We start from the raw sequence: 25,595 nt of genomic DNA, 5'->3' as shown, positions 1-25,595 counted from the left end.
CTATGTACTTGACGCCTCAGCATGTGCTGCTCGCCGGAGCCACCGGTTTGACGGGTGAACACCTGCTCGATCGCTTGCTCAGCGAGCCAACGATCACCCGGGTATTGGCCCCCTCGCGCCGGCCACTGGCCAAACACCCGCACCTGGAAAACCCGGTCGGCGACCCGACGGCGTTCCTGCCACAACTGAACGGGCGGGTCGATATAGCCTATTGCTGCCTGGGCACCACGATCAAGCAGGCAGGCTCGGAGCAGGCGTTTCGCGCAGTGGACCTGGACATGGTGGTGGCATTCGCCAAGCGCGCACGCGAGATGGGCGCACGGCACCTGATCGTGATCAGTGCCCTGGGAGCCGATCGCCGATCCTCGATTTTCTACAACCGGGTCAAAGGCGAGATGGAGTACGCATTGCGCGCGCAGGACTGGCCGCAGCTGACTATTTGCCGCCCTTCGCTGTTGCTGGGTGATCGCGTTGAGCCGCGCCTGGCCGAGAAAGTCGCCGGCCCTTTGTCACGCCTGATCCCCGGTAAATACCACGGCATCGAAGCCTGCCAACTGGCCCGCGCCATGTGGCGTCTTGCGCTCGAAGAGCAGGATGGGGTCAGGATTGTCGAGTCGGATGAGTTGCGCAAACTCGGCAAGTAATTTCCAGAACTGTAGCGAGGGAGCGTGCTCCCGTTGGACTGCGCAGCAGTCCCCTGCTCCTCAGGTAAAGAGCGGGGCCGCTTCGCGCCCCAGCGGGAGCAAGCTCCCTCGCCACAAAAGCGCGCTACACCTACAACCCACCCGTTGCCTGAAAACTCACCCCGATCACCGTCAACACCGACAACGGCAACAGCAGTGTGTCGAGCAACGCACTGGCCGGCAGATCAACGCCCGGGTAGCTCGGCGCTTGCGCGCCGAAACGGTCCATCGCGCAACAACCGCCATTCATCGCATACAAATCCAGCCGCGTCCCGGCGTACACCACCGGCGCGCCCGGCTTGGCCGCATCAAGGGTGCGCACCGTGGCGCACCCGGCCAATTGCAGCGCCAGCAGCACCATCAGCAGCTTATTCATCGCTGGTCAGATGATGCTCGCCCCAACGCGGCAGCATGTCCTGTGGAATATTCAGCAGGTTAAGGATCCGTGCCACGACGAAATCGATCAGGTCGTCGATGGTTTGCGGCTGATGATAAAAGCCCGGTGATGCCGGCAGGATTGTCACGCCCATGTTCGACAACTTGAGCATGTGCTCCAGGTGAATGCTCGAATACGGCGCCTCGCGAGGCACAAGAATCAGTTGGCGACGCTCTTTGAGTGTCACATCGGCAGCACGCTCGATCAGGTTGTTGCAGGCGCCGCTAGCGATGGCCGACAACGTACCAGTGGAGCACGGCACCACCACCATCGCCGCTGGCGCGCCGGAACCCGAGGCCACCGGCGACATCCAGTCTTCCCTGCCGTACACCCGAATCTGCCCGGCGACGGCCCCTGTGTATTCAGTGAGAAACGCCTGCATCATCTGCGGTTTGGACGGCAGCGTGACGTCAGTCTCGGTCGCCATCACCAACTGCGCGGCCCTGGAAATCAGGAAGTGCACTTCACGATCTTCCCGCACCAGGCAGTCGAGCAGGCGCAAACCGTATTGGGCGCCTGAAGCGCCGGTCATCGCCAGGGTGATGCGGTCCGGGCCGTTGTTCATTTGAGTGCCTCGGCCAACTTGCCGTGAAGGCCGCCGAAGCCGCCGTTGCTCATGATGACCACGTGAGTGCCGGGTTGGGCCTGGCTCTTCACACGATCGATGATGCCCTCAAGGGAATCGCTGACAATCGACGGCACAGTGCACAGTGCCGCGGTGCCCGCCAGGTCCCAGCCGAGGTTGGCGGGTGCGTACCAGATCACCTGATCGGCATCGACCACGCTTTCCGGTAACCCGTCACGGTGCGCGCCAAGTTTCATGGAGTTGGAACGTGGCTCGATGATCGCGATCAACGGTGCATCGGCGATGCGCTTGCGCAGGCCGTCCAGCGTGGTGGCGATGGCGGTCGGGTGGTGAGCGAAGTCGTCATAGATGGTGATGCCACGGACTTCCGCGACTTTCTCCATCCGGCGTTTCACACTTTTGAAGGCGCTCAACGCGGCGATGCCCATGGACGGCACGACGCCGACGTGGCGCGCCGCAGCCAAGGTAGCCAATGCATTGGCGACGTTGTGCTGGCCAGTCATGTCCCATTCGACCACGCCCTGGGTGGCGCCTTCGAACATCACTTCGAACTTCGAACCATCTTCACTAAGCAGTTTGACCTGCCACTGACCGCCGGCACCGGTAGTTTGCACCGGGGTCCAGCAACCCATTTCAATGACTCGCTGCAACGCCGGCTCAGTGGTCGGATGAATCACCAGGCCTTCGCTCGGGATGGTCCGCACCAGATGATGGAACTGCCGCTCAATGGCCGGCAGGTCCGGGAAGATGTCCGCGTGATCGAACTCAAGGTTGTTCAGGATTGCGGTGCGCGGGCGGTAATGTACGAACTTGGAGCGCTTGTCGAAGAACGCACTGTCGTACTCGTCGGCTTCGATGACGAAGAAGGGTGTATCACCCAGGCGCGCCGACACCGAGAAGTTTTGCGGTACGCCGCCGATCAGGAAGCCCGGGGCCATGCCTGCATGCTCCAGCACCCAGGCCAGCATGCTGCTGGTGGTGGTCTTGCCGTGCGTACCGGCGACGGCCAGCACCCAACGACCTTGCAGCACGTGATCCGCCAGCCATTGCGGGCCGGAAACGTACGGCAAACCTTTGTTCAGCACGTACTCCACCGCCGGGTTGCCCCGGGACATGGCGTTGCCGATCACCACCAGATCAGGGGCCGGATCGAGTTGCGCCGGATCATAGCCTTGTGTCAACTCGATGCCCTGGGCTTGCAGCTGAGTGCTCATCGGCGGATAGACGTTGGCATCGGAGCCCGTCACGTGATGGCCCAGTTCTTTGGCCAGAACCGCCATTGACCCCATGAAAGTGCCGCAGATACCAAGAATATGAATGTGCATTAGTCGACCTCGTAAAACTTGGTCGCAGGTTAGCTTAGGGAGGGGAAAATCGCACCTGATGTTTCAGATCCGAAGACGCCTTCGCGAGCAGGCTCGCTCCCACAATAACCCCATAAACCCTGTGGGAGCGGGCTTGCCCGCGATTGGGCGCGACGCAGCTTACCGGGCAATCCCGTGCTTGCGCAGCTTGCGATATAGGGTATTTCGACTGACCCCAAGCTGCTCCGCCGTATGCGTCATATGCCAGCGCGTCTGCTCCAGTGCACTGAGTAACGCCAGCCGCTCGGCATCCTCCAGCGGATGCTCCGATGGTTCCTCGACAGCCGGTGCCATCGCCGGCCTGGCCGAACGGATCATGGCCGGCAAATCGTCCAGACCGATTCGTCCGTCCTCACACAGGGCTGCCAGCGTGCGCAGTACATTTCGCAGCTGGCGTACGTTGCCTGGCCAGGCAAATCCCAACAAGGCCGCGCGTGCAGCCCCGTCAATCAACACCGTTTCTCCGTGCGCCTCTTCGGCCAGTAAAAAATCGAGCAACTGCGATTTATCACTGCGATCACGCAAAGCCGGCAGCGCGACTTCCAGCCCGTTGAGGCGGTAATACAAATCCTCGCGGAAGCTGCCGTCCTGCACGCGATCCAGCAAATTACGGTGGGTGGCGCTGATGATCCGCACGTTTACCGCTTCCGGCTCACCACCGATCGGCACCACCTGCCGGTCCTCCAGCACCCTCAGCAATCGCGTCTGCAGGGCCAGTGGCATGTCACCGATTTCATCGAGGAACAAGGTCCCGCCGTCGGCCTGTTGCAACTTGCCACGCATGCCTTCCTTGCGTGCGCCGGTGAAGCTGCCGCCACGGTAACCGAACAGCTCGCTTTCGATCAGGCTCTCGGGAATGGCCGCACAATTGAGGGCGACGAAGGCTTTTTCCGCTCGCTGGCTGGCGTGGTGCACCGCTTTGGCGAAGGCCTCCTTGCCCGACCCGGTTTCGCCATTAATCAGCAGTGGCACATCGCGCTCGTACACACGCAAGGCCTTGCGAAAGTCCGCCTGCAAGGTCACATCATCCAGGCAAATGCCCGACAGGCGCGGTGCCGGTACAGCCTTGGGAGCAGGCTCCATCGGAGTCGGCAGCGACCGCCGTGCCTCGCCGCGCAATACCGCGAACAACTTGCGACCATCACGGGTACGCAATGGCCAACTGGCTGCGGCATTGATACTCGCCCGCCCAAGCAATTCATCGAGCGAGCAATCGAAAAACGCTTCCACCGGTTTACCCAGCAATCCGCCGCGAATGTGTCCCAGCAGGTTCAGCGCACTCTGATTGACCGCGCAGATGCGCCCTTCTCCGTCGAACGCCAGCATCCCTTCACTGAACAAACCGACGGACTCGGCCTGCAAGTGAAAACGCAGCAGCCATTGGTTGTCGAAGCAGCGCAGGAAGTAGCAGCTCTCGATCATCTTCGCCGACAGATTGACCAGCGCCATGGTGTGGAACTGACTTTGCCGCGACACCTCGCGCCGCGCCGACGACACGTCGAGCACCGCCAGCAATTCGCCATGGGGATCGAAGACCGGGCTCGCCGAACAGGTCAGGCCCGTGTGGCGGCCGCGAAAGTGTTCGTCCTGATGGATGGTCAGCGACTGCCGCTCCACCAGGCAGGTGCCGATGCCGTTTGTGCCTTCGCAGGCCTCGCTCCAGTCGGCGCCGAGCCAGAGCCCGGCACGCTCGAAAATCTGTCGTTCGGCAGGCGCGGTGACGCAATTGAGGATCACGCCGCGAGCGTCGGTCAGCAGCACTGCATGGCCGGCACCGGAAAGTTGCTGGTGCAGGCTGGTCATTTCATTACCAGCGATGTGCAGCACTTGCTGCAAGCGTTCGCGGCTTTCGAGGACACGTCCATGCTCCAGCACCGTCGGTGCGATGCTCAGGGCCGGGTCGAGGTGATAGTCCTCAAGGCAGCGCAGCCAGGAACGGGCGATGGACGGATCACTGCCAGGGCCATGCAGGTGGGCCTTGCCCTGAGTGACGGTCAGAACCTGCTGGGCATGGCGACTCAAATGGTTGTCGTGCATTTCTTATTGTTCTCCCCCCGAAAGGTTTTCACGTTCCCTGTAGGAGCTGCCGCAGGCTGCGATCTTTTGATCTTGAAAAAATCGAAAGTCAAAAAATCGCAGCCTGCGGCAGCTCCTACAGGGGTGATGCAGCGTCAGTCCTTGTGATTGCCCGAGCATCCTCCAGCCGGGCCTGCATTGCAATGCTGGCAAGACCGCTCGGTCACAGGCTGTGCCAGAAGCGGTACAAAGTGTCACGCCAGCTGTACCGAAAGCGTCACAGACACACTCCATCCGTCCGACAAAAAATGCGCAAGGCCTTGATTTGCCTGAGCTGCAACGCACTGGCCCGCCCCTTGCTCTACGCTTATAGCAAGCGCACATGCGCAACTCCCTATAAGCACAAAAGCAAGGAGAGACCACCATGCGTTACGCTCACCCCGGTACTGAAGGCGCTATCGTTTCGTTCAAAGCCAAATACGGTAACTACATCGGCGGCGAGTTCGTCGCGCCTGTCAAAGGTCAGTACTTCACCAATACCTCGCCAGTGAATGGCCAACCGATTGCCGAATTCCCCCGCTCCACGGCCGAAGACATCGACAAGGCCCTGGACGCTGCCCACGCAGCCGCCGATGCCTGGGGCGCCACGTCCGCCCAGGCGCGCTCGCTGGTGCTGCTGAAAATCGCCGACCGCATCGAACAGAACCTGGAACTGCTGGCAATCACCGAATCCTGGGACAACGGCAAGGCCGTGCGTGAAACCCTCAACGCCGACATCCCGTTGGCCGCCGACCATTTCCGCTACTTCGCCGGCTGCATCCGCGCCCAGGAAGGCAGCGCTGCCGAAATCGACGGCAACACCGTGGCCTATCACATCCATGAACCCCTCGGTGTGGTCGGGCAGATCATTCCGTGGAACTTCCCGATCCTGATGGCCGCCTGGAAACTCGCCCCGGCCCTGGCTGCCGGTAACTGCGTGGTGCTCAAGCCTGCCGAGCAAACCCCGCTGGGCATCACCGTGCTGGTCGAACTGATCGGCGACCTGCTGCCACCGGGCGTGCTGAACATCGTGCAAGGCTTCGGCAAAGAAGCCGGCGAAGCGCTGGCCACCAGCAAACGCATCGCCAAGATCGCCTTCACCGGCTCGACCCCGGTCGGCTCGCACATCATGAAATGCGCGGCGGAAAACATCATCCCGTCCACCGTGGAGCTGGGCGGCAAGTCGCCGAACATCTTCTTCGAAGACATCATGAAGGCCGAACCGTCCTTCATCGAGAAAGCCGCCGAAGGCCTGGTGCTGGCGTTCTTCAACCAGGGCGAAGTCTGCACCTGCCCGTCCCGTGCCCTGGTGCAGGAGTCGATCTACGACGAATTCATGGCCGTCGTGATGAAGAAAGTCCTGCAAATCAAACGCGGCGACCCACTGGACACCGACACCATGGTCGGCGCCCAGGCGTCCGAGCAGCAATTCGACAAGATCCTGTCGTACCTGGAAATCGCCAAGGGCGAAGGTGCCGAGTTGCTGACCGGCGGCAAGGTGGAAAAACTCGAGGGCAACCTGGCGAGCGGGTATTACATCCAGCCGACGCTGCTCAAGGGCACCAACAAGATGCGCGTGTTCCAGGAAGAAATCTTTGGCCCGGTGGTGAGCATCACCACCTTCAAGGACGAAGCCGAAGCCCTGGCGATTGCCAACGATACCGAGTTCGGCCTCGGCGCCGGCCTCTGGACCCGCGACATCAACCGCGCCTACCGCATGGGTCGGGCGATCAAGGCCGGTCGTGTCTGGACCAACTGCTACCACCTGTACCCGGCGCACGCCGCGTTCGGCGGGTACAAGAAGTCCGGCGTCGGCCGTGAAACCCACAAGATGATGCTCGACCACTATCAGCAGACCAAAAACCTGCTGGTGAGCTACGACATCAATCCGCTGGGCTTCTTCTGACCCCTCTTGATATGAGGTGAGTCTATCGCCAGCAAGCCAGCTCCTACAGGAGCCGGCTTGCTGGCGATGGCATCCGAAATAACACAACACCCAAGGCCTGGCCGCTCTGGCACGGGCCTTGCGTACCCGTCATTCAGCGTTTCACCCAACCCGTCGAACCCGAAAGTCCAAAAGATCGAACAATAAAAAATAGAGAGGACTTATGACTACTTCTTCCACACAGCTCAAACCCACACTCGGCACCCTGCATCTATGGGGTATTGCCGTCGGCCTGGTGATCTCCGGTGAGTACTTCGGCTGGAGTTACGGCTGGGGCACCGCAGGCACCCTGGGTTTTCTCGTCACCGCCCTGATGGTGGCGACGATGTACACCTGCTTCATTTTCAGCTTCACCGAACTGACGACGGCGATTCCCCACGCTGGCGGGCCATTTGCCTATAGTCGCCGGGCCTTTGGTGAGAAAGGCGGGTTGATCGCCGGCATCGCTACCCTGATCGAATTCGTCTTTGCCCCACCGGCCATCGCCATGGCCATCGGCGCCTACCTCAATGTGCAATACCCGGAACTGGACCCGAAGATCGCCGCCGTTGGCGCTTACTTCGTGTTCATGGGCCTGAATATACTCGGCGTTAGCATCGCAGCCACCTTCGAACTGGTGGTCACCGTGCTGGCCGTCGCTGAACTGCTGGTGTTCATGGGCGTGGTCGCCCCGGGCTTCAGTTTCAGCAACTTCGTACTGAACGGTTGGTCGGGTGCCAATGAGTTCACGATGGGCTCGATTCCTGGCATTTTCGCCGCCATTCCCTTCGCGATCTGGTTCTTTCTCGCTATCGAAGGCGCAGCCATGGCCGCCGAGGAAGCCAAGGACCCGAAACGCACCATCCCCAAGGCCTACGTCAGCGGCATTCTGACCCTGGTGTTCCTGGCCATCGGCGTGATGGTGATGGCGGGCGGTGTTGGCGACTGGCGCCAACTGTCGAACATCAACGATCCGCTGCCCCAGGCGATGAAGGCCGTGGTCGGCAATAATTCGACCTGGATGCACATGCTGGTGTGGATCGGTCTGTTCGGCCTGGTGGCGAGTTTCCACGGGATCATTCTTGGCTATTCACGCCAGTTCTTCGCCCTGGCTCGCGCCGGCTACTTGCCCAAAGGCCTGGCAAAACTCTCGCGCTTCCAGACGCCGCACCGGGCCATTCTGGCCGGTGGCGTGATCGGCATTGCAGCCATCTACAGCGATGGTCTCGTCAATCTGCAAGGCATGACCCTGACGGCGGCAATGATCACCATGTCGGTATTCGGCGCCATCGTGATGTACATCATCAGTATGCTGAGCCTGTTTAAACTGCGTAAAACCGAACCGAACCTGGAACGCACCTTCCGTGCACCGGGCTATCCGATCGTACCGGGGATCGCGCTGTTCCTGGCGGTGGTGTGCCTGGTGGCGATGGCGTGGTTCAACACCTTGATCGGCCTGATCTTCCTCGGGTTCATGATCGCCGGTTACCTGTACTTCCAGTTGACCGCCCGGCAGCGCTCCGAAGCACCGGCGGACGCTATGCTCGAAGGTATCTAAATGCACCGGTGCCGGGCCCGCTACCCGGCGCCTGCATGATTGAAGTGCACGCCGCCCTCTGTAGGAGCTGTCGAATGCAACGAGGCTGCGATCTTTAAGGGCAAGATCAAAAGATCGCAGCCTCGTTGCACTCGACAGCTCCTACAGGGGAGTCGGGGTGAGTTTGCGACATTTACAGAACAGAAGGACACCGCCCCATGGCCACATTCGCCCATACCGTCGGCGCCCAGACTTACCGCTTCGACAGCCTCAAGGAAGTGATGGCCAAGGCCAGCCCGGCCCGCTCCGGAGATTTTCTGGCCGGCGTCGCCGCGCTCAACGATGGCGAGCGGGTGGCCGCACAGATGGCTTTGGCCGACACGCCGCTAAGCCACTTTCTGCAGGAAGCACTGATCCCCTACGAATCCGATGAAGTCACCCGACTAATCATCGACACCCACGACAAACAGGCCTTTGCGGTCGTCAGCCACCTCACCGTCGGCGGTTTTCGCGACTGGCTGCTCAGTGATGCCGCCGACGAGCAGGTCCTGCGCGCCCTGGCACCCGGCCTGACGCCGGAAATGGCCGCCGCCGTATCAAAGATCATGCGTGTGCAGGACCTGGTGCTGGTGGCGCAAAAAATCCGCGTGGTCACGCAGTTTCGCGGCACCCTGGGCCTGCGCGGGCGCCTGTCCACGCGCCTGCAACCCAACCACCCCACCGACGAACCGGCCGGCATCGCCGCGAGCATTCTCGACGGCCTGCTGCACGGCAATGGCGACGCGATGATCGGCATCAACCCGGCCACCGACAGCATCGCCTCGATTTGCGCGATGCTGGAGATGCTCGACGCAATCATCCAGCGCTACGAAATCCCGACCCAGGCTTGTGTGCTGACCCATGTCACCACGTCGATCGAAGCGGTCAATCGCGGCGTCCCATTGGATCTGGTGTTCCAGTCGATCGCCGGCACCGAAGCGGCCAATGCCAGTTTCGGCATCAACCTGAGTGTGTTGAAAGAAGGCTATGACGCCGGATTGAGCCTGAATCGCGGCACCCTGGGCCAGAACCTGATGTACTTCGAAACTGGCCAAGGCAGCGCTCTGTCGGCCAACGCTCACCATGGCGTCGATCAACAAACCTGCGAAACCCGCGCCTATGCCGTCGCGCGTCACTTCAACCCGTTTCTGGTCAACACCGTTGTCGGCTTTATCGGCCCGGAATACCTGTACAACGGCAAACAAATCATCCGCGCCGGCCTGGAGGACCACTTCTGCGGCAAATTGCTTGGTGTGCCCATGGGTTGCGACATCTGCTACACCAACCATGCCGAAGCTGACCAGGACGATATGGACACCCTGCTGACCCTGCTGGGTGTCGCCGGGATCAACTTCATCATGGGTATCCCGGGTTCCGACGACATCATGCTCAACTACCAGACCACCTCGTTCCACGATGCGCTCTACGCCAGGCAGACCCTGGGGTTGAAGCCCGCGCCGGAGTTCGAGCAATGGCTGGCGAAAATGGGCATCTTCACTCAATCGGACGGCAGAATTCTCTTCGGTGACAGCCTGCCGCCGGCCTTCCGGCAGGCCTTGGCGCAATTGGGATGAGTAATGACATGGATAAACTACCCTTCGATCCCCACAACCCATGGCTGGAACTGCGGCGCCTGACACCGGCGCGAATTGCCCTGGGCCGAACCGGCACCAGCATTCCCACCCGCGCGCAACTGGACTTCCAGTACGCCCACGCCCAGGCACGGGATGCGGTGCACTTGCCGTTCGATCACGCGGCTCTCAACTCACAACTGGCCGAACGCGGACACGAAAGCCTTTTGCTGCACAGTGCAGCGATCGACCGCAACAGTTACTTGCAACGCCCGGATCTGGGACGAAAGCTGAGTGACGCGTCGGCAAAGACCCTGCGTGACTACGCTGCGGCGCATCCTGGTGGGGTCGATCTGGTGATTGTGATCGCCGACGGCCTGTCGGCACTGGCCGTTCATCGCCATACCCTGCCCTTTCTGGCACGCCTCGAAGAACAGATTGCCGCCGAAGGCTGGACTGTTGCGCCGGTGATATTGGTGGAACAGGGGCGCGTGGCGGTCGCTGACGAAATCGGTGAGTTGCTGGGTGCGAAAATGACCGTCATCCTCATCGGCGAACGCCCTGGCCTCAGCTCCCCGGACAGCCTGGGTTTATATTTCACCTACAATCCCAAGGTCGGCCTTACCGATGCCTACCGCAATTGCATCTCCAACGTGCGGCTCGAAGGCCTGAGTTACGGCATGGCGGCACACCGTTTGCTGTATTTGATGCGCGAAGCCTGCCGGCGGGAGTTGTCAGGGGTCAATCTGAAGGATGAAGCCCAGGTCCAGACACTGGAATCGGACGCGGGAGCCGACATGAAAGATAATTTCCTGCTTGGGCCACCGAATGCCTGAACCGCTTCCACATTGCACATTCGTACCCGTTTCAGGCAGGATCGTTGCGCGGCCGCCAAGGGTTTCCCATCGCCGTCAGAGACGTAAGACAGCCACTTGAAGACGAGACCTACCATGCGGATTATTCAAGCGACCCTCGAACACCTGGACCTGTTGACCCCGTTGTTCGTCAGATATCGCGAGTTTTATGGCTCCCTGCCGTATCCGGACTCGTCTCGGGCGTTCCTCGAAAAACGCCTGCGTCGCAAGGAGTCGGTGATCTACCTCGCGCTGTCCGATGACGACAGCCACAAGCTGATGGGCTTCTGTCAGCTGTACCCGAGCTTCTCCTCGCTGTCACTCAAACGTGTGTGGATCCTCAACGATATCTATGTCGCCGAGGACGCCCGCCGCCAGTTGGTGGCCGACAACCTGATCCGTACCGCGAAAAAAATGGCCAAGGAAACCAATGCCGTACGCATGCGCGTTTCCACCAGCAGCAACAACGAAATCGCGCAGAAAACCTACGAGTCCATCGGATTCAAGGTAGACACCGAATTCAAAAACTATGTGCTGCCGATCAGCGACGAACTCTGAATCACCTGTGCCCTGCTCGCGATGGCATCGCGAGCAGGCTCGCTCCGACCTGTTCGTTATCAAACATCAGCCCTGTCATGACATTCCCCGCTACAATCTCGACGCGATTTTCACCAATCGCCTCGTATAATCCCGATATTCCCGGCTTGTAAGAAAAACTACCCCTATCCGTAGTCTTACGCGAAGTCATCCGCACAGGCCTGCAGAGTCGGGCCAATACCACAGGTGCTATCCATGGATTTCAACCCGATCGACATTGTCCTGCATCTCGACGTCTACCTCGACATGCTTGTAGCCAACTACGGGGCATGGATCTACGCCATTCTGTTCATGGTTATCTTTTGTGAAACCGGCCTGGTGGTCATGCCCTTCCTGCCGGGCGATTCCCTGCTGTTCATCGCCGGCGCCGTGGCGGCCGGTGGCGGCATGGACCCGGTATTGCTCGGCGGCCTGCTGATGCTGGCGGCAATTCTGGGCGACAGCACCAACTACATCATCGGACGAACGGCGGGTGAAAAACTGTTCAGCAATCCGAACTCGAAGATCTTCCGCCGCGACTACCTGCAACAAACCCACGATTTCTACGACAAGCATGGCGGGAAAACCGTGACCCTGGCGCGCTTCCTGCCCATCATCCGGACCTTTGCACCGTTCGTCGCCGGTGTGGGGAAAATGCCCTATCCGCGCTTCTTCGCCTTCAGTGTGCTGGGCACCATCCTCTGGGTCGGTGGCCTGGTGACGCTCGGTTATTTCTTCGGCAACGTACCGTTCATCAAGAAAAACCTGTCGCTGCTGATTGTGGGCATCATCCTGCTGTCGCTGGTGCCGATGATCATCGGCATGGTGCGTAGCCGCCTTGCCGGTTCGAGCTCCAAAGCCGAATCGCGCTGACACGATGTGGTCCCTGAGCGCCTGGCGTCGCCGACGCACTCTGGCCAGGCACCCGATTGCCGATGACATGTGGCAACGGGTGCGCCATCACCTGAGCTTTCTCGATGGCATCAGTGCCGCCGAAGACCAATGGCTGCGCGAAGCCTGCGTGCTGTTCCTCGAAGACAAGCACCTGAGCGCCCTGCCCGGCGTCGAACTGCATCAGGAGCAACGCTTGCTGCTCGCTGCCCAGGCGCAACTGCCACTGCTTTACCTCGGCGACCTGAACTGGTATCAGGGCTTCCACGAAATCATTCTCTACCCCGATGACTTCCTCAGCCCGCAGCGCCATCGCGACGCCAGCGGCGTCGAGCATGAATGGGACGGTGAGCACAGCGGTGAAGCCTGGCAGCAAGGCCCGATCATCCTCGCCTGGCCCGGCGTCATGGCCAGCGGAGGCTGGGAAGGCTACAACCTGGTGATCCACGAACTGGCGCACAAACTCGACATGCTCAACGGTGACGCCAACGGCCTGCCGCCACTGCATCCCGACATGCGGGTCAGCGACTGGGCCAAGGTCATGCAAGAGGCCTACGATGACCTCGACCGGCAACTGGAACGCAATCCCGACGCTGAAACCGCCATCGACCCGTACGCCGCCGAAAACCCTGCCGAGTTCTTCGCCGTCACCAGCGAATACTTCTTCAGCGCCCCGGATTTGCTGCACGAGGCTTATCCACAGGTGTACCAGCAGCTGAAGCTGTTCTATCGCCAGGACCCGCTGGCAAGGTTGAAGCAACTTCAGGCGCATGACCCTGTCTATCAGGCACACCAGTGAGCGCCATACGACTTCTGGTACATGGCGTCGACACAGGAATATGCCTATAATCGCCGCCACTTTTTGGTCAATCCGGCCAAGTGTTTCTGGTCAACTAACGGGGGCAACGCCCAATGAGCTACAGCAAGATTCCGGCTGGCAAAGACCTGCCGAACGACATCTACGTCGCGATCGAGATTCCGGCCAACCACGCGCCGATCAAATACGAAATCGACAAAGACAGCGATTGCCTGTTCGTTGACCGTTTCATGGCCACCCCAATGTTCTACCCGGCCAACTACGGTTACATCCCGAACACCCTGGCTGACGATGGTGATCCCCTCGACGTGCTGGTCGTGACCCCTTACCCGGTTGCTCCTGGTTCGGTGATCCGCGCTCGCCCGGTCGGCATCCTGAACATGACCGACGACGGCGGCGGCGATGCCAAAGTCATCGCAGTTCCGCACGACAAGCTGTCCCAGCTGTACGTCGACGTAAAGGAATACACCGACCTGCCAGCACTGCTGATCCAGCAGATCGAGCACTTCTTCGCGAACTACAAAGATCTCGAAAAAGGCAAATGGGTGAAGATCGAAGGCTGGGCCGGCGCAGACGCCGCCCGCGACGCGATCACCAAGTCGGTTGCAGCCTATAAAGGTTAAGAGAAGCCGCGAGCTTCCAGCGACAGGCTTCAAGAAAAACCCCGGGTGATCCGGGGTTTTTTGTGGGCGCTTGATAAGCGCGTTAAACATAACGTTTAGCCTTATTCGATCCTGGTTTTTGTCTGTTTAAAATTCCTCAAGAACGTCTTACATCCGGTCGTAAATTTCCCGCTAAATTTGAACGAGGCGTTTATTCAAACCCTTACCAGCCGCCAGTAGACTCGCGTTCATGAAAAAGAACACTAGCGGCCCACGCTTTAAAGCGCTCCTCGAAGCAGCGAACATCACGACCACCGGATTTGCCGACTTTCTGGATACGGCTCCGCAAAATGTACATAACTGGTACACCCGCGGCGTGCCTGCCCATTGCATGGAAGAAGTCGCCAGAAAACTCTCCGTCAGCAGCGACTGGCTGAAAACCGGCGAAGGCTCGAAAGACGCCCAGCACCTGCGCCTGATCGAGGAGTCCGGCAACATCTTCGACGCCCAGACCATCCGCGGCGTCTACACGGTCATCGAGCCTGTCGACGTCGAACTGCCGTTCTACAAAGAAGCCGTCACCGCCCCGGGTTCCAACAAGACCCACGTCATAGAAGACCCCGAGCAATCCATCCGCTTGCCTCGCAGCCACCTCGATTCCCTCGAAATCAACCACGCCGACGCCATCTGCGCCCTCATGAGCGGCAACAGCATGGGTGAGAAAATTGAAGACGGTTCGACCCTGGCGATTGACCGTGGCTTGACCCAGATTATCGATGGCGAGATCTACGCCATCGAACATGACGGCATGCTGCGCATCAAGTACCTGCACCGACTGCCGGGCAACTCCCTTCGATTGCGCAGCCACAACCGCGCCGAATACCCGGATGAAATCTTCCGGGCGGCACAAATCGAGGAACAGAACATCAGGGTACTGGGTTGGGTGTTCTGGTGGTCGACCCTGAACAAACGGCGGCCGGCGGTGCCCTTTCTTTAAACGCACCACAACGCCCATCGGCCACCCACCCGAATGGCCGAACGGCTCTGCCCGGCACTTCCCGCTGGGAATTTCCGTCAAACCTGCGTATGCTGCGCCCCACATTTGCGCATCGACCCGCCCTGCGGCTCAGATGCGCTGACCTGACAGATGACTTTCTCAGCAGGTCCCACAGCCGGACGCAAGATCCGGGTGTACGTTTTGAAGGCTGGCGCGGTTTACCAAAAATGATCCAAGCCAGTCCCCGAGAAGCCGGCCACAAGCCGGCTTTTTAATGCCTGCTGGAAAGTAAACTGCCCAAAACCTGCATTTGTCTCAGCAGCGCTGAGACAAATGCAGAGCCAATAGTGCAAGCACTGCTGCCCCCTCACGGGTAGCTGAACGACTTCACCAACGTCAACTCCCCCACCGCCCGCATCGGCACCAGGAAAGTCTCCATCTTCTCGCTCGGTGTACCCTCCTCCGTAATCACCGTCACCTGCGCCGTGGTCAGCGCTTGTACCGCGTCTTCCTGCCCTTCCTCATCACTGCTGTAGCCACCACCGAAGTAGTTCACATACACCAGATACTGGCCCTTGATCGGTGCGGGCATGGCGAAGATTTCCGGGCCGTAACCGGTAGTGACGTCGACGTCGAGCGCTGCGCCGTTGGGGGCGATGCGGTCGCCGTACCAGATGTGCGCGCCGTCGGGGGTGATGAGGTGCAGGTCGAGGTCGGTGTTGTCGCTGTCCCATGCCAGCAATACACGTAACTTGGCCGGGGTCGCACCGCCGCTGCTGTTGAGGAATTGCGTGCGGTGACGGAGCTGGCCATCGGGGTTGCGAACTTCGACGCTGTTGCTGCCGTTGGGGAATGAGAACGGGCGATCAAAGCGACCGGCCGGGTCGATTTTCAGCGGCATGCTCACCCCGTTGACGATCAGCCGGCCGGGCTCTGTGGATTTCGCTGTGGCTTTGATCTGGCCGCTGATGCGTGCGGTGTTGGCCTGCCCTGCCGGGGTGTTGACCGATGATGCCGGGTAGTTGACGACCTGCCGGAAGCTTTCCCCCTCGCCCTCGGGCGCGCCGGTGCGCCAGCCGCCTGCGGGGGTGTCGAGTTTGACGCTGTCCGCCGCCATCACTGATGGCAACGCCAGCAGCGAGCAGAGACACAGCAAGACCTGTGGATAACGGAGTTTCATGGACTATTCCAGCAAGAGGTGGCGGGCGAGCCCTTCGATGTAGGTTTCATCCTGGCCGTTGGGGTGTGCCTCGAAGGCCAGGTGCAGGTATTCGTGGGTCAGGTCGAGGCGGTCTTGCAGCGTCAGCACGCCACGCACGTAGATACGCTGGCGTTCGCGGTCGACATAGGGGCGTCCGAAGGCCAGGCGGCATACGGCGAAGGTGCCGACTTCGTTGTAGCCGGTTTCGCTTTCAAGCTGCGCACGCCAGCCGCGTCGTTGTTTCTGCAGCCAGTCTTGCGCGGCAGGCAATGCTTCGCAGGACGCGACCGGGTTGTCCCAGCGACTGAGACTGGCGCGTGGGTAGGCGTGCAGCAGGATGGCGTCGTAGCGCTGGCCGGCACGGGCCTGTTCGACGGCTTGCTGCCAGGACAACTTGTCCGGGCCGGGTTGATCTGAATGATAGGTGACGGTGCTGCCTGCCAGGACCAGGTCGCTGGTCCACGCAGCGATGTCGCGGGACTCGGAGGATGCCGGACGCGGCGCGACCCGCTGACGGCTGCTGCTGTCGTCGATGCTCAGGCAATCGCCGCTGCGCGTGGCGTTTTGCAGCAGATACGTGCGGATGGCCACCGAGAGGGCTTTGGCGGCCTCGACCGGCTCGGAAGTGGCTTCGCGCTGGAGCACACGGGCGACGTACTCTTCGCGATCCAGCCGGGCGACGAGCTTGTCGTCCAGCAGAAAGAGTTCGCCGTCACTGTGGATATCCAGCGCATTGCCGTTGGCGAATTCGACGCGGTAGTCACCCTGCAACGCTCCGGAAGTCACCGCGGAGCCTCCTGACAAGACACGCCGAAGTGGATAGCGGGAGAACAGATCAACTTCTACACAATTCCCTGCATCCGCAGGCCAGGCAACAGGAATCACCGTAGACAATGCCTGCGCGTAATCACGCAGTACCCGCTGACTGGTGCCCCGTCCTCCGGCCCAGATCGGTGCACCGTCCGCCGTCCAACCGGCAAATCCGCCCTGGCGTGACGTGGCATCCTGATCCGCCAACCAGCTCCAGGTCTTCACGCGCAGGCGGCTTCCGAGTTCGCCGACGACATGGCCATCGGCGGCATTGAGCACCACATCGAGCAACACACGTCGGGCTTGATCCTGTGCCGGCAGTACCGACAGCACTTTCAACAGCTCCACCACCGAAACCCGGCTAGCCGGTTGCAGCGAAGGCAAATTCAGCAACCATGGCGGCGCCTGCCGTGCCTGCCAATAGGCTCGCCAGTCGGCCTCGCGGATGCCCAGCCGCGCGGGTTCGAAATACAGGCCGCATGACTTCACCAACGCCTGATCACGCTCGATCCTGCCGCCCGCCGTGCAGCAATAAATCTCTTCCTTCGACTGGCCGCGACATTCATAAGCCGGCTCACGCGCACCGGTGTCCACCAGCCAGGCGTAGACGAATAACTTCCACACACTGCCCAGTGGTGTCTGCAAGGTCTGCGGCAGTGGCTCGCGGGTGATCACCTGAGTTCGGCTCAACAACAATAAATCGCCCTTGAAGGCCAGGCGCAGCGGTTCGTCCTGTGCTGTCGCCAGCACAGGGATCAAACACAGCAGCCACCCCAGCAGCAACCTGTGCACGTCAGTGAACCGTGACCTGGCCAAGGGCTGCCTTTTGTTCCATCGCCTGATGCTGCGGCGCATACACCTGAGTGAATCGCACCGGCGGCAAGTTGAACTGCCCCTTCTGCGAGAAACGCACCAGATGCCGCAGGCGCAATTCGCCACTCAAGGCATCGACCGGAACGGCATAAGCCATTTGCCCCGGCTCGAAACGCGCCTTCTCCAGCGATGTCGGTTCGGTGCCGGCCTTGCCCATGAGCTTGATGCCCCAGGTCGTGCGCTCGACATCGGCGCCCGGTGGCAGCGGCACTTCCAGCAGGCCGTAGCGCAGCGGTTTGGCGGCTTTGCTGGTGACGATCACTTCGTCGAGATAGAGGCTGTCGCTGGAAAGCGGCGCGTTGCCGACTGCCTCGAGTTTGAAAGTGAAAGCCTCATCCCCCGGCACCAGCCGCGACAGGCGACGGGTGATGGTCACGGCCATAGGATCGACCGCCGGCTGCTGGCTGCGATAGCTCAATGCAGCGCGCAGCGGACGCTCCTGCACCCCGGTCAACGTCAATACCGCCGGCACTGGCGCAGGCCCCTGCCACGTCCAATACATCTCACCAGAAACCCCGTACTGTTTCTTCCAGCCTTCACCCGGGGCCAATGCAATGGTGGGCGATGCCTGCTCGATGCTGCGTTGCAGCCAGGTGAGCGCCAATGCCCGTTCCAGAGTCGATTGCTGCGGCAATAGGCGTTGCAACAACGCCTGAGCGCGAGCCTGATCGAAGGGTTGCAGCGACAGGTTCAGCGCTTCGGCGAACGGCTGGGAACTGACCGCCAGACGTTGCTGCGCGTCGGCCAGTTGCCGGCTGAACGCCCCCGGCAGAACAACCTTCGCCTGCCTGGCCAACGAGGCCGTCAGCACTCGCGCGGCAGCCAGCCCCAAAGCTGAGTCAGGATCGCTCATGACGAGACTGTCTTCACCATCCTCCATCAGGTTGGCGGCCGTGCCCTCGCCCGCTTTCGCCAGATCATCCATCAGGCCACTGAGCAAGGTGTTAACCGGTAACTGCATTTGTTTGGCGAACGACAGGATCAGCGCCCGCTGCAACAACGGCGTGTTGTTCGCCTGTTTGGCGTAGACCTCCAGCACCCGCTGCCAATGCTCCGGCGGCAGGCTCAGGTCCAGCACCCGGCTGGCGTGCCAGTCGGCGTAATAGGCGTAGGCGGTGAGGAACGCGTCCGGCTCGCCGTCCATGCCCCACCAGGTGAAGCTCGCCGAAGGACCGGCCATTTGTACCAGGCGCAGGCGACTGTTTTGCATGATCAGGCGCAAGCGATCACGGATATGCGGATTCGCCGCCAGCGTCGGGTAGGCGATGCTCAACGGCAGCAGGCGACTGGCGGTCTGCTCGACGCCACCGTAGGGGTAGCTCAACAGGTCGTCGAGGGCCGAACGGAACAACGCTTGCGGACTGTCATCCAGGCGCAGGCGAATATCGGTTGCGTCTGCCGGCAGCGTCAGCGGTGTATCGCCGCTGCTCACATCGAGACTCTGCGATTGCGTCACCCGCCAGCCTTCACCGGTCGCGCTCAGGTTCACCGTCAACGCGTCAGCGGTTTTGCCGTCCTGCACCAGCTCGGCGCTCCACTCGCCATTGGCCAGTTCAAACGCCGGCAACTGGATGTAGTTGATGCCGCTGTTCAGGGTCACAGGCACGCGCTGTTCGTTGCCGGCGTAACGGGTCACCAGTTCGGCCTTGACCGGTTTCTCGGCCTGACTGAAGGCGAACACACCGAGGTCCGGCTTGTCGCCGCTACGGAATCGGCTCGGCCCGCTCCACTTCAGGTACAGCGGTTTTTCCGAGCGTACGAATTGCTTCTTCTGTCCGACCTGCCCATCATCGGCGATGGCCCTGGCGGTGATGCGCCAGCGGGTCAGGGAGTCGGGCATCTTGAAGGTGAAACGGGTTTTGCCGTTGGCGTCGGTCAGCAATTCTGGTTGCCACGTCGCCGTGTCGACGTCCTCGCGACGCGGCCGCTCCAACACCTTCACGCCGCGCTCACTGCGATTGGCTTTGCCCGGTGCACCGGGGCTGCCCGGCAAGGCAACGTCATAACTGATGAACGACAAACTGGCACTGGTGCGCACGTTGTTGCGCCGCGGGTGATAGAAGAACTGGTCGATGCTCGGCGCCACTTCCGGTTGCAGGGCGTAGACCATTTCATCGACCACGCTGACTGTCAGGTGCGCCGGGATCGGCTTACCGGCAAATTGAGTCGTCAGGTCCACCGAGACGGTTTCGCCCGGCTGGTAGGTGTCTTTATCGGTGGCGATGACCACGTCGATTTGTGGCGTTACCACCTTGATGCCGGCGTTCTGGAAACTGTACTGGCCGCCCTTGGTGTACAGCACCGAGAAGGTCAGGTTCGGCGCGAAGCCGTCCTTCACCGGGATGCGCGCGCGGTATTGGGTATCGCTGAGTTTTTCCGTTTTCAGCCAGTCACCGCCTCTGGACAGCAGCGCGGTCGCCTCGACCTTGTCCCGCTCCAGCGACAGCAAGGCATCGTTGACCGGCTCCGGGAAAGTGATCAGCGCCAGCGCTTCATCGCCGGTGACGTACTCGGGCTTGTCGAGGACGATTTCCACGGTGCCGGGGACGGCCTTGACACCCTCACCGGTAACCGAATGCCCGGTGGCGCCGACCACGCGACCGTGGTCATCCTTGAGCGTCAGGTTGTAGGTGCCCGGTCGGTCAAAGCCCAGGGTGAAACCTTTGTCGGTTGCCGCGAGTTTGCCTTCGCCGGTGCTCTGGTCTTCCAGACGTACCCAGCCGTAGCTGCCCGGTGTAACGGCCTGGGCCTGCTCGCCTTCGCGGGTGTAGCTGAACGCAACCTTGTCGCCCACCGCGCTGAAGCGTCGGGGCGCGCTCAAGCGGAAGTTCGCCGCGCCACGGTCGATGAGGATTTCCTTGGTGGTCTTGACCCGATACGCCGCGCCGTCGCTGGCGAACACGGTCAACATGTAGCGACTTGGCTTGTCGGCGGCGGGCAGGTCGAGCGTTGCGTTGCCCTTGGCGTCGGTGGTCAGTTCGGTACTGCTCAGCTCCACCGGAAATTGCCCGAGGTATTGCAGTTCGTTGTCGACCATCGACAACTGTTGGGCGCGCAGGCTCAGGCTCAATTTCGCATTGGCCACTGGTTTACCGTCCGGGTACAGCAGCACCAGGCTGCCCTTGACCGGCTCGCCGGTGCGGTAATCCTGCTTGGCCAGATTGAGCGAAATCTCGAAGTGCGGCTTGATGTATTCCGCGACGCGAAAGGCGCTGCTGTAGGTCTGGTCCTTGTAGGTGAAACGCAGTTCATAACCACCGGCCACGGCATTGTCTGGCAACTGGAAGCGGCCCTGGGTGCCGGCCCTGGAATCGAGCTTCAGATCGAGGGATTGCAGCGCCGTGCCGGTGGCATCGAGCACGCTCACATTGACGTCGGCAGCGCTTGGCTGCACCGAGTCCCGCGCGTTCTTGAATTCACGTCCGACGATTTTCAGCGACACCCAATCCCCCGGCCGATACAGCGGCCGGTCGGTGAAGGCATAGAGTTTGGTGTCGTAGATTTCGCTGTCGTAGTAGAAGTTCTCGGAGACGAACACCCCGCCCTCTTCGTCTTCACCGATCACAAAGGAACGCTCGGGGCTGACGTGTTTCAGGCGCAGCAAGCCGTCGCTATCGGTGGCGCCGCTGCTCATCACACCCAGGCCGTCGGTCCACAGCACATTGACCTTCGGCACCGAGCTGCCTTCGTGTTTGCGCGCAGCCCACACCAGCAATTCGTCGCCGGCAATCTTGCTCACCGCCACGGTGTTGGAGACGAACACCATGGTGGTTGCGCGGTACTTGCCGATCAGCGCTTCCACCAGATAAAGACCCGGTTTGAGATTGCCCAGCGGGATGTACACATTGCCCGGCGCGACACTGACAAACTCGCTGGAAGACCCGGCCAGGTTCACCCCCGCCGGTGGCTGGATCGGCTTGGCCTGCCACAACGGATAACGGAACTGGCTGACCACCGGCAAACCCGGTATCAACGCGAATTGCGGCTGCGCATCGTAGGGCGTTGGCGCGGCCATCGCATTGCCCATCTTCAGTTCCGGCACTTCCTCGGTGACTTGTTTACGCGACTCGTAGGAAAACGCCCGCTGCATCACCCGGCGGGATTTGCGATACCAGTTGTCCCACAGGTACGCGAGGGTGTTGGACAGACCTTCACCCTTGAACTGGCCATCGCTGACCACCCGATGCAGGTTCTTCTGGCGTTTGAGGAAGTCCAGCGGCTTGTCGATGCGATACACCCGAATGTCCGCGCCACCATAAGGCTCCATGCGAAACCGGCGATAGTCGCGGCCCGGCGCTTCGAGGCGCACCATCGCCGGTTCATCGCTGGCGAAACTGCTGTCGGCCAGCAGGAAAAAACTCTCGCCAGCCACCGGCGCATAGCCGCTGGCCGGGACTGAGTCATCGGCGTTAACCACCGAAAGTGGCAGCACCCACACCAACATCAGAGACAGAAAACGCAGCATGCGGGCACCGGTCATTGGGATAGAAAATTCAGTCGATAGACGCCGATGAAGTTGGGGTTGGCTGCGTCGGGTATCCATCGGGTGTCCTTCCATGTCATGAGTTGCTGCAGGCTTGCCGAACGCATGCCGTTGTCGGTGGGTGTGGTGGTGCCGGTGTGATAGGCGATGTAGCGGCCCATCCAGATCATCAGGTGTTGGTCGTCGCCCTGATCGAAAAACATCAGGTCGCCGGGGCGTGCCTGTGACACATCGCGGCTGACCAGATGGCTGTTGAACTGGATCAATTTGATCGCGTTGACGTACGGCCCGACCTTGCCGCCGCCCTGCTGCCACTGCTGGGCGAGACCGCGCTGGGCGTCGCTCAATTGCAGCTCCGGCGGCAGGTAACGATTGGACAGGCCATTGCTGCGCAGCCATTTGTCGTCATGGACTTTCAGCGCTTCATTGGCGGCAAAGCGCACCAGTCCGGCGCAGTCTTGTTGATACCAACGGGGGCTCGGACCCTGGCTCAGTTGCTCCTGGGCGATGCGCACGAACCAGGCACGAAACACTTGGGATTGCTGCGGGTCGAGCGATGGTGCCTCGACAGCGCGGGCACCTGCGCTCAGCAACAACGCCAGCAGGCCGAGACTGCGGATCAATGCCGTCACAGCGCTTTCCACTCCAGCGGCAGCCACTGCCAATGGCCGTCTGGCTCGCTGCCTTCGGGCAAGGTCAGGGCGTATTTGCCGTAGCCACCGAGCGTGCGCAGTTTCGGAATCAGGAAGGTTTGCGCGGCGTTGTAGAACACCGGCTCCATGTCCTGGGGCAGACTGTCGAGGGTTTCCTGCTGTATCAGTTGCGCCATCGAATCGGGGCCGAAATAGACTGGCATCAACAGGTCCGTGGGCACCACGTCGGCCATCGGCGGGAAGCGTTTGTCGAGGGTGCCAAGGGCCTTGTCCACCAGCTTGTCGTCGAGGGAAAACAGCAGCGTCGAACCATGGCGCGCCAGGCTGACTTTCATGAACGCCTTGCCGGTGATGGCATCGGGATCTTGAGCTTCCTTGGCCGAATAAGGACCGAAACTGGAGCTGACCTGACGTTGCCACTGATGGCTCTGGCCTTGCTGTTTTTCCACCACCGGGAAGGCACCGACTTCGACATTGCTCTCGTGCGCACCGACCATCGAGCCGAACAGGCTGCCCAGATCCCCATCGAGCTTGCCGCCGTCGTCATCGTTGAGGCTGGCCACCAGCAAGGGCGTGTACAACCGCGAATCGGCATACCAGCACAGCCCCGCCGCGCCAGCCATGTGTTCGGTCAGTGCCTGGGCCACCTTCTCCTCGGCACCGAGCTTCACCAGCAGCGGCTTCTGTTGTTCGGCAGCCAGCGGCAACGCCACGCAAGCGCTGGCCCCCATAGGCATGGCTTGCCAGATCGGTTTGAAATCGAAATCCGGCTGGTTCTCCAGTTCGTCCATGGCCAGGAAGCTGTGCCAGCCCTTGTCGTCCATGTCGAAACGCAGACCGGCGAAGTTCGGGATAAAACGCTGGTAACCCATGGCCAGCACGCTGGCATTCACCGACAGGCGTTGTTTCACCTGCGGCGCACGAGGTGGCAGGCCGAAAGCTTCGGGAAACAGCTTTTCGCCATTGAGCAGCGCGGCAATAGCCGTGGTCGATACGCTGCCCGATTCCTCCGCTGCACCGCTTTGCGGATCGTAGAGTTTCGCCGGATTGGACAGCACCACAAGTTTGTCGCCATGGGACGCGAACAACAGCGCCTTGCTGGCGTTGTAATTGAGTTGATAGAGCGGCACGTCTTCGCTGCCGACCTTCACGTCAGCAACCTTGCTCAGCTGCGAGTCGTCCAGCGCGACTTTGGCCAGCGGTTCCAGCACCTTGGCCAGACCGCCGCGATCCATCACCAGCAGGAAATCCTTGAGCCGCCCGTCCGTTCCGCGCCACAACGCTACGTCGGCAGGCTGATCAAACAGTTGCTCGATCAGGGTGTCCTGCAACTTCAGGTCATGTTCGTAGATGATCCGCCGCAGACTGCCGATCAAGCCGAGGCGATCGGCGTGTGTTTCGTAGTAGAAGACGAAATCTTCGGTCAGGGTTTCCTTGAGGAAGGGCACTGCAAGCAGGTCTTTGGGCAATTGGCTCAAGGAGTGGGTTTCCAGCAAACCATCCGGGCGGCCCATACCCAGTTTGTCACTGGCCAACGCAGGCGCCGGCGCCTTGGGCTTGTGCATGAGCCACCCCAACCCACCGGCTACGCCAGCGACCAGGCATATGCCGATCAGCAGCGTCGGCCAATGCAGGGAAGGTTTGGCCGCGGGTGCACCAGCGGCCGGAGTAACAGTGCTATCACTCATGTTCACAAAACCCGATGTTCATCCGTGGAGCGGGATGCTTAATAGTTGAAAGTCTTGACCAGCAGCAGGTCGCCGATTGCGCGCAGGGGCACGATAAAGGTCTCGCGTTTTTCATCGACGGTGTTTTCGTTGAGTACCAGGTTGATCTGCGAGGTGATCACCTCGTTCTGGTTGCCGGCCTCATCGAAGTTATAGCCGCCGCTGCCGAAGTTGCCCCAATAGTTCACGTAAACCAGATAGGTTCCATGCAGCGGCGCGGTCATGGTGAACATTTCCGGGCCGGGCCCATCGACGCCGTCCGGGTCGAGGCCGCCGCCATTGGTCAGCGCCGAGTGCGCCCAGAAAGCGTGCTGGCCGTCGGGGGTAATGATGTGCAAATCGAGTTCGGCCTTCGGGTCGTCCCAGCCCAGCACCACACGAATCCGCGCCGGGGTGCGCAGATTGTTGGCTTCATAGAATTGAACGCGCTTGAGCGACTGGCCTTCAACGCTACGCACTTCGACGCTGTTGGAGCCGGCACCAAACGCATAGGGCCGGGCGAAACGGCCCTGGTCGTCGGTGTACAGATTCAAGGGATTGCCGTTGACCGCCAGCGTGTGCGGCCCACGCTGAGTGCCGAGGGCCTTGAGTTGGCCTTCGATCATCGTGCGATTGCGCTGCACGCCCCGGTCGATGGGCGGCGTGGGATAGGCGACTTGCGGGTTTTCCGTGCGATCCAGCAAACCGTTATAGCGCCAGCCGCCCACCGGCTCCGACAACTCGGCATCCGGCGCGGCCAGAATCCCGGGCGCGAAAACCAGCCCGATCAGCAGCAAAAGAAATGAGCGCATGCGACGCCTCCTGCCATGCCTGACGAAACCTTGCGCCTGATCCTGGGCGCGTTACAGATGGGAATACTGCGTTTCGTCTGAAAGACCCGTGACTGCCAGGTCGTATAGGGCTCGAAGGTTAGCCA

The 25,595-nt window shown here is 61.0% G+C and carries 20 protein-coding genes; 10 read left to right on the top strand and 10 right to left on the bottom strand.

Annotated features, from left to right (window positions below; translation table 11 throughout):
- Positions 1-2: 2 nt before the first annotated feature.
- Complete coding sequence (locus CD175_RS28585) at positions 3-644, top strand: oxidoreductase (protein ID WP_104451322.1); 642 nt, start codon at positions 3-5, stop codon at positions 642-644.
- 130 nt (positions 645-774) lie between these two features.
- Here CD175_RS28585 and CD175_RS28580 read toward each other — a convergent pair whose 3' ends face one another.
- From CD175_RS28580 to CD175_RS28565, 4 genes are all read right to left on the bottom strand, one after another.
- The gene (locus CD175_RS28580) at positions 775-1,059 is read right to left on the bottom strand and encodes a YceK/YidQ family lipoprotein (protein ID WP_104451321.1); all 285 of its coding nucleotides are present in this window, start codon (positions 1,057-1,059) and stop codon (positions 775-777) included.
- The gene (gene ubiX / locus CD175_RS28575; RefSeq protein ID WP_015096988.1) at positions 1,052-1,684 is read right to left on the bottom strand and encodes a flavin prenyltransferase UbiX; all 633 of its coding nucleotides are present in this window, start codon (positions 1,682-1,684) and stop codon (positions 1,052-1,054) included. Before ubiX ends, CD175_RS28580 begins: the two co-directional genes overlap by 8 nt.
- Positions 1,681-3,030 (bottom strand): UDP-N-acetylmuramate:L-alanyl-gamma-D-glutamyl-meso-diaminopimelate ligase, encoded by a 1,350-nt coding sequence (mpl, locus tag CD175_RS28570; RefSeq protein WP_104451320.1) that lies wholly within the window; start codon positions 3,028-3,030, stop codon positions 1,681-1,683. The genes ubiX and mpl overlap by 4 nt, the downstream gene beginning before the upstream one ends.
- A 159-nt stretch (positions 3,031-3,189) precedes the next feature.
- Positions 3,190-5,106 (bottom strand): sigma-54-dependent Fis family transcriptional regulator, encoded by a 1,917-nt coding sequence (locus CD175_RS28565; RefSeq protein ID WP_104451319.1) that lies wholly within the window; start codon positions 5,104-5,106, stop codon positions 3,190-3,192.
- A gap of 403 nt (positions 5,107-5,509) precedes the next feature.
- On the opposite strand from CD175_RS28565, the gene exaC reads away from it, so the two are divergent.
- The 9 genes from exaC to CD175_RS28520 all read left to right on the top strand — a co-directional run bounded on the left by exaC (position 5,510) and on the right by CD175_RS28520 (position 14,932).
- Positions 5,510-7,030 (top strand): acetaldehyde dehydrogenase ExaC, encoded by a 1,521-nt coding sequence (gene exaC / locus CD175_RS28560; protein ID WP_034148108.1) that lies wholly within the window; start codon positions 5,510-5,512, stop codon positions 7,028-7,030.
- Between the two features lie 202 nt (positions 7,031-7,232).
- Complete coding sequence (gene eat, locus CD175_RS28555; protein WP_104451318.1) at positions 7,233-8,606, top strand: ethanolamine permease; 1,374 nt, start codon at positions 7,233-7,235, stop codon at positions 8,604-8,606.
- A 197-nt stretch (positions 8,607-8,803) separates the two neighbouring features.
- Complete coding sequence (locus CD175_RS28550) at positions 8,804-10,198, top strand: ethanolamine ammonia-lyase subunit EutB (protein ID WP_104451317.1); 1,395 nt, start codon at positions 8,804-8,806, stop codon at positions 10,196-10,198.
- Positions 10,195-11,031, top strand: a complete 837-nt coding sequence (gene eutC, locus CD175_RS28545) for an ethanolamine ammonia-lyase subunit EutC (protein ID WP_420849157.1) — start codon at positions 10,195-10,197, stop codon at positions 11,029-11,031. The genes CD175_RS28550 and eutC overlap by 4 nt, the downstream gene beginning before the upstream one ends.
- Before the next feature lie 114 nt (positions 11,032-11,145).
- The gene (locus CD175_RS28540; RefSeq protein ID WP_104451315.1) at positions 11,146-11,607 is read left to right on the top strand and encodes a GNAT family N-acetyltransferase; all 462 of its coding nucleotides are present in this window, start codon (positions 11,146-11,148) and stop codon (positions 11,605-11,607) included.
- 234 nt (positions 11,608-11,841) lie between these two features.
- Entirely contained in the window at positions 11,842-12,498 is a 657-nt protein-coding gene (locus CD175_RS28535) for a DedA family protein (RefSeq protein ID WP_095965734.1), read from the top strand.
- 4 nt (positions 12,499-12,502) lie between these two features.
- A complete protein-coding gene (locus CD175_RS28530; RefSeq protein ID WP_104451314.1) occupies positions 12,503-13,315 on the top strand; it encodes a M90 family metallopeptidase in 813 nt (270 codons plus the stop codon).
- Positions 13,316-13,428: 113 nt separating this feature from the next.
- A complete protein-coding gene (ppa, locus tag CD175_RS28525; RefSeq protein ID WP_007894323.1) occupies positions 13,429-13,956 on the top strand; it encodes an inorganic diphosphatase in 528 nt (175 codons plus the stop codon).
- A 229-nt stretch (positions 13,957-14,185) separates the two neighbouring features.
- Positions 14,186-14,932, top strand: coding sequence for a LexA family transcriptional regulator (locus tag CD175_RS28520; protein WP_104451313.1), 747 nt, complete (start codon positions 14,186-14,188; stop codon positions 14,930-14,932).
- Between the two features lie 367 nt (positions 14,933-15,299).
- Here CD175_RS28520 and CD175_RS28510 read toward each other — a convergent pair whose 3' ends face one another.
- The 6 genes from CD175_RS28510 to CD175_RS28485 are packed head-to-tail and all read right to left on the bottom strand — an operon-like array spanning position 15,300 to position 25,470.
- Positions 15,300-16,112: a YfaP family protein gene (locus tag CD175_RS28510; protein ID WP_104451311.1), complete on the bottom strand. Its 813-nt coding sequence runs from the start codon at positions 16,110-16,112 to the stop codon at positions 15,300-15,302.
- A 3-nt stretch (positions 16,113-16,115) separates the two neighbouring features.
- Positions 16,116-17,735 (bottom strand): DUF2300 domain-containing protein, encoded by a 1,620-nt coding sequence (locus CD175_RS28505; RefSeq protein WP_104451310.1) that lies wholly within the window; start codon positions 17,733-17,735, stop codon positions 16,116-16,118.
- 1 nt (position 17,736) lies between these two features.
- Complete coding sequence (locus CD175_RS28500; protein WP_104451309.1) at positions 17,737-22,296, bottom strand: alpha-2-macroglobulin family protein; 4,560 nt, start codon at positions 22,294-22,296, stop codon at positions 17,737-17,739.
- Complete coding sequence (locus CD175_RS28495) at positions 22,293-22,931, bottom strand: DUF1175 domain-containing protein (RefSeq protein ID WP_104451308.1); 639 nt, start codon at positions 22,929-22,931, stop codon at positions 22,293-22,295. Before CD175_RS28495 ends, CD175_RS28500 begins: the two co-directional genes overlap by 4 nt.
- Positions 22,928-24,640: a DUF2138 domain-containing protein gene (locus CD175_RS28490; protein ID WP_104451307.1), complete on the bottom strand. Its 1,713-nt coding sequence runs from the start codon at positions 24,638-24,640 to the stop codon at positions 22,928-22,930. The genes CD175_RS28495 and CD175_RS28490 overlap by 4 nt, the downstream gene beginning before the upstream one ends.
- 38 nt (positions 24,641-24,678) lie before the next feature.
- The gene (locus CD175_RS28485; RefSeq protein ID WP_104451306.1) at positions 24,679-25,470 is read right to left on the bottom strand and encodes a YfaP family protein; all 792 of its coding nucleotides are present in this window, start codon (positions 25,468-25,470) and stop codon (positions 24,679-24,681) included.
- Between the last annotated feature and the right edge of the window lie 125 nt (positions 25,471-25,595).

The organism is Pseudomonas laurylsulfatiphila, assembly GCF_002934665.1.
Lineage (GTDB): Bacteria > Pseudomonadota > Gammaproteobacteria > Pseudomonadales > Pseudomonadaceae > Aquipseudomonas > Aquipseudomonas laurylsulfatiphila.
The sequence above is the reverse complement of the archived record's forward strand: the minus strand, read 5'-3'. Positions and strand labels throughout refer to the sequence as shown.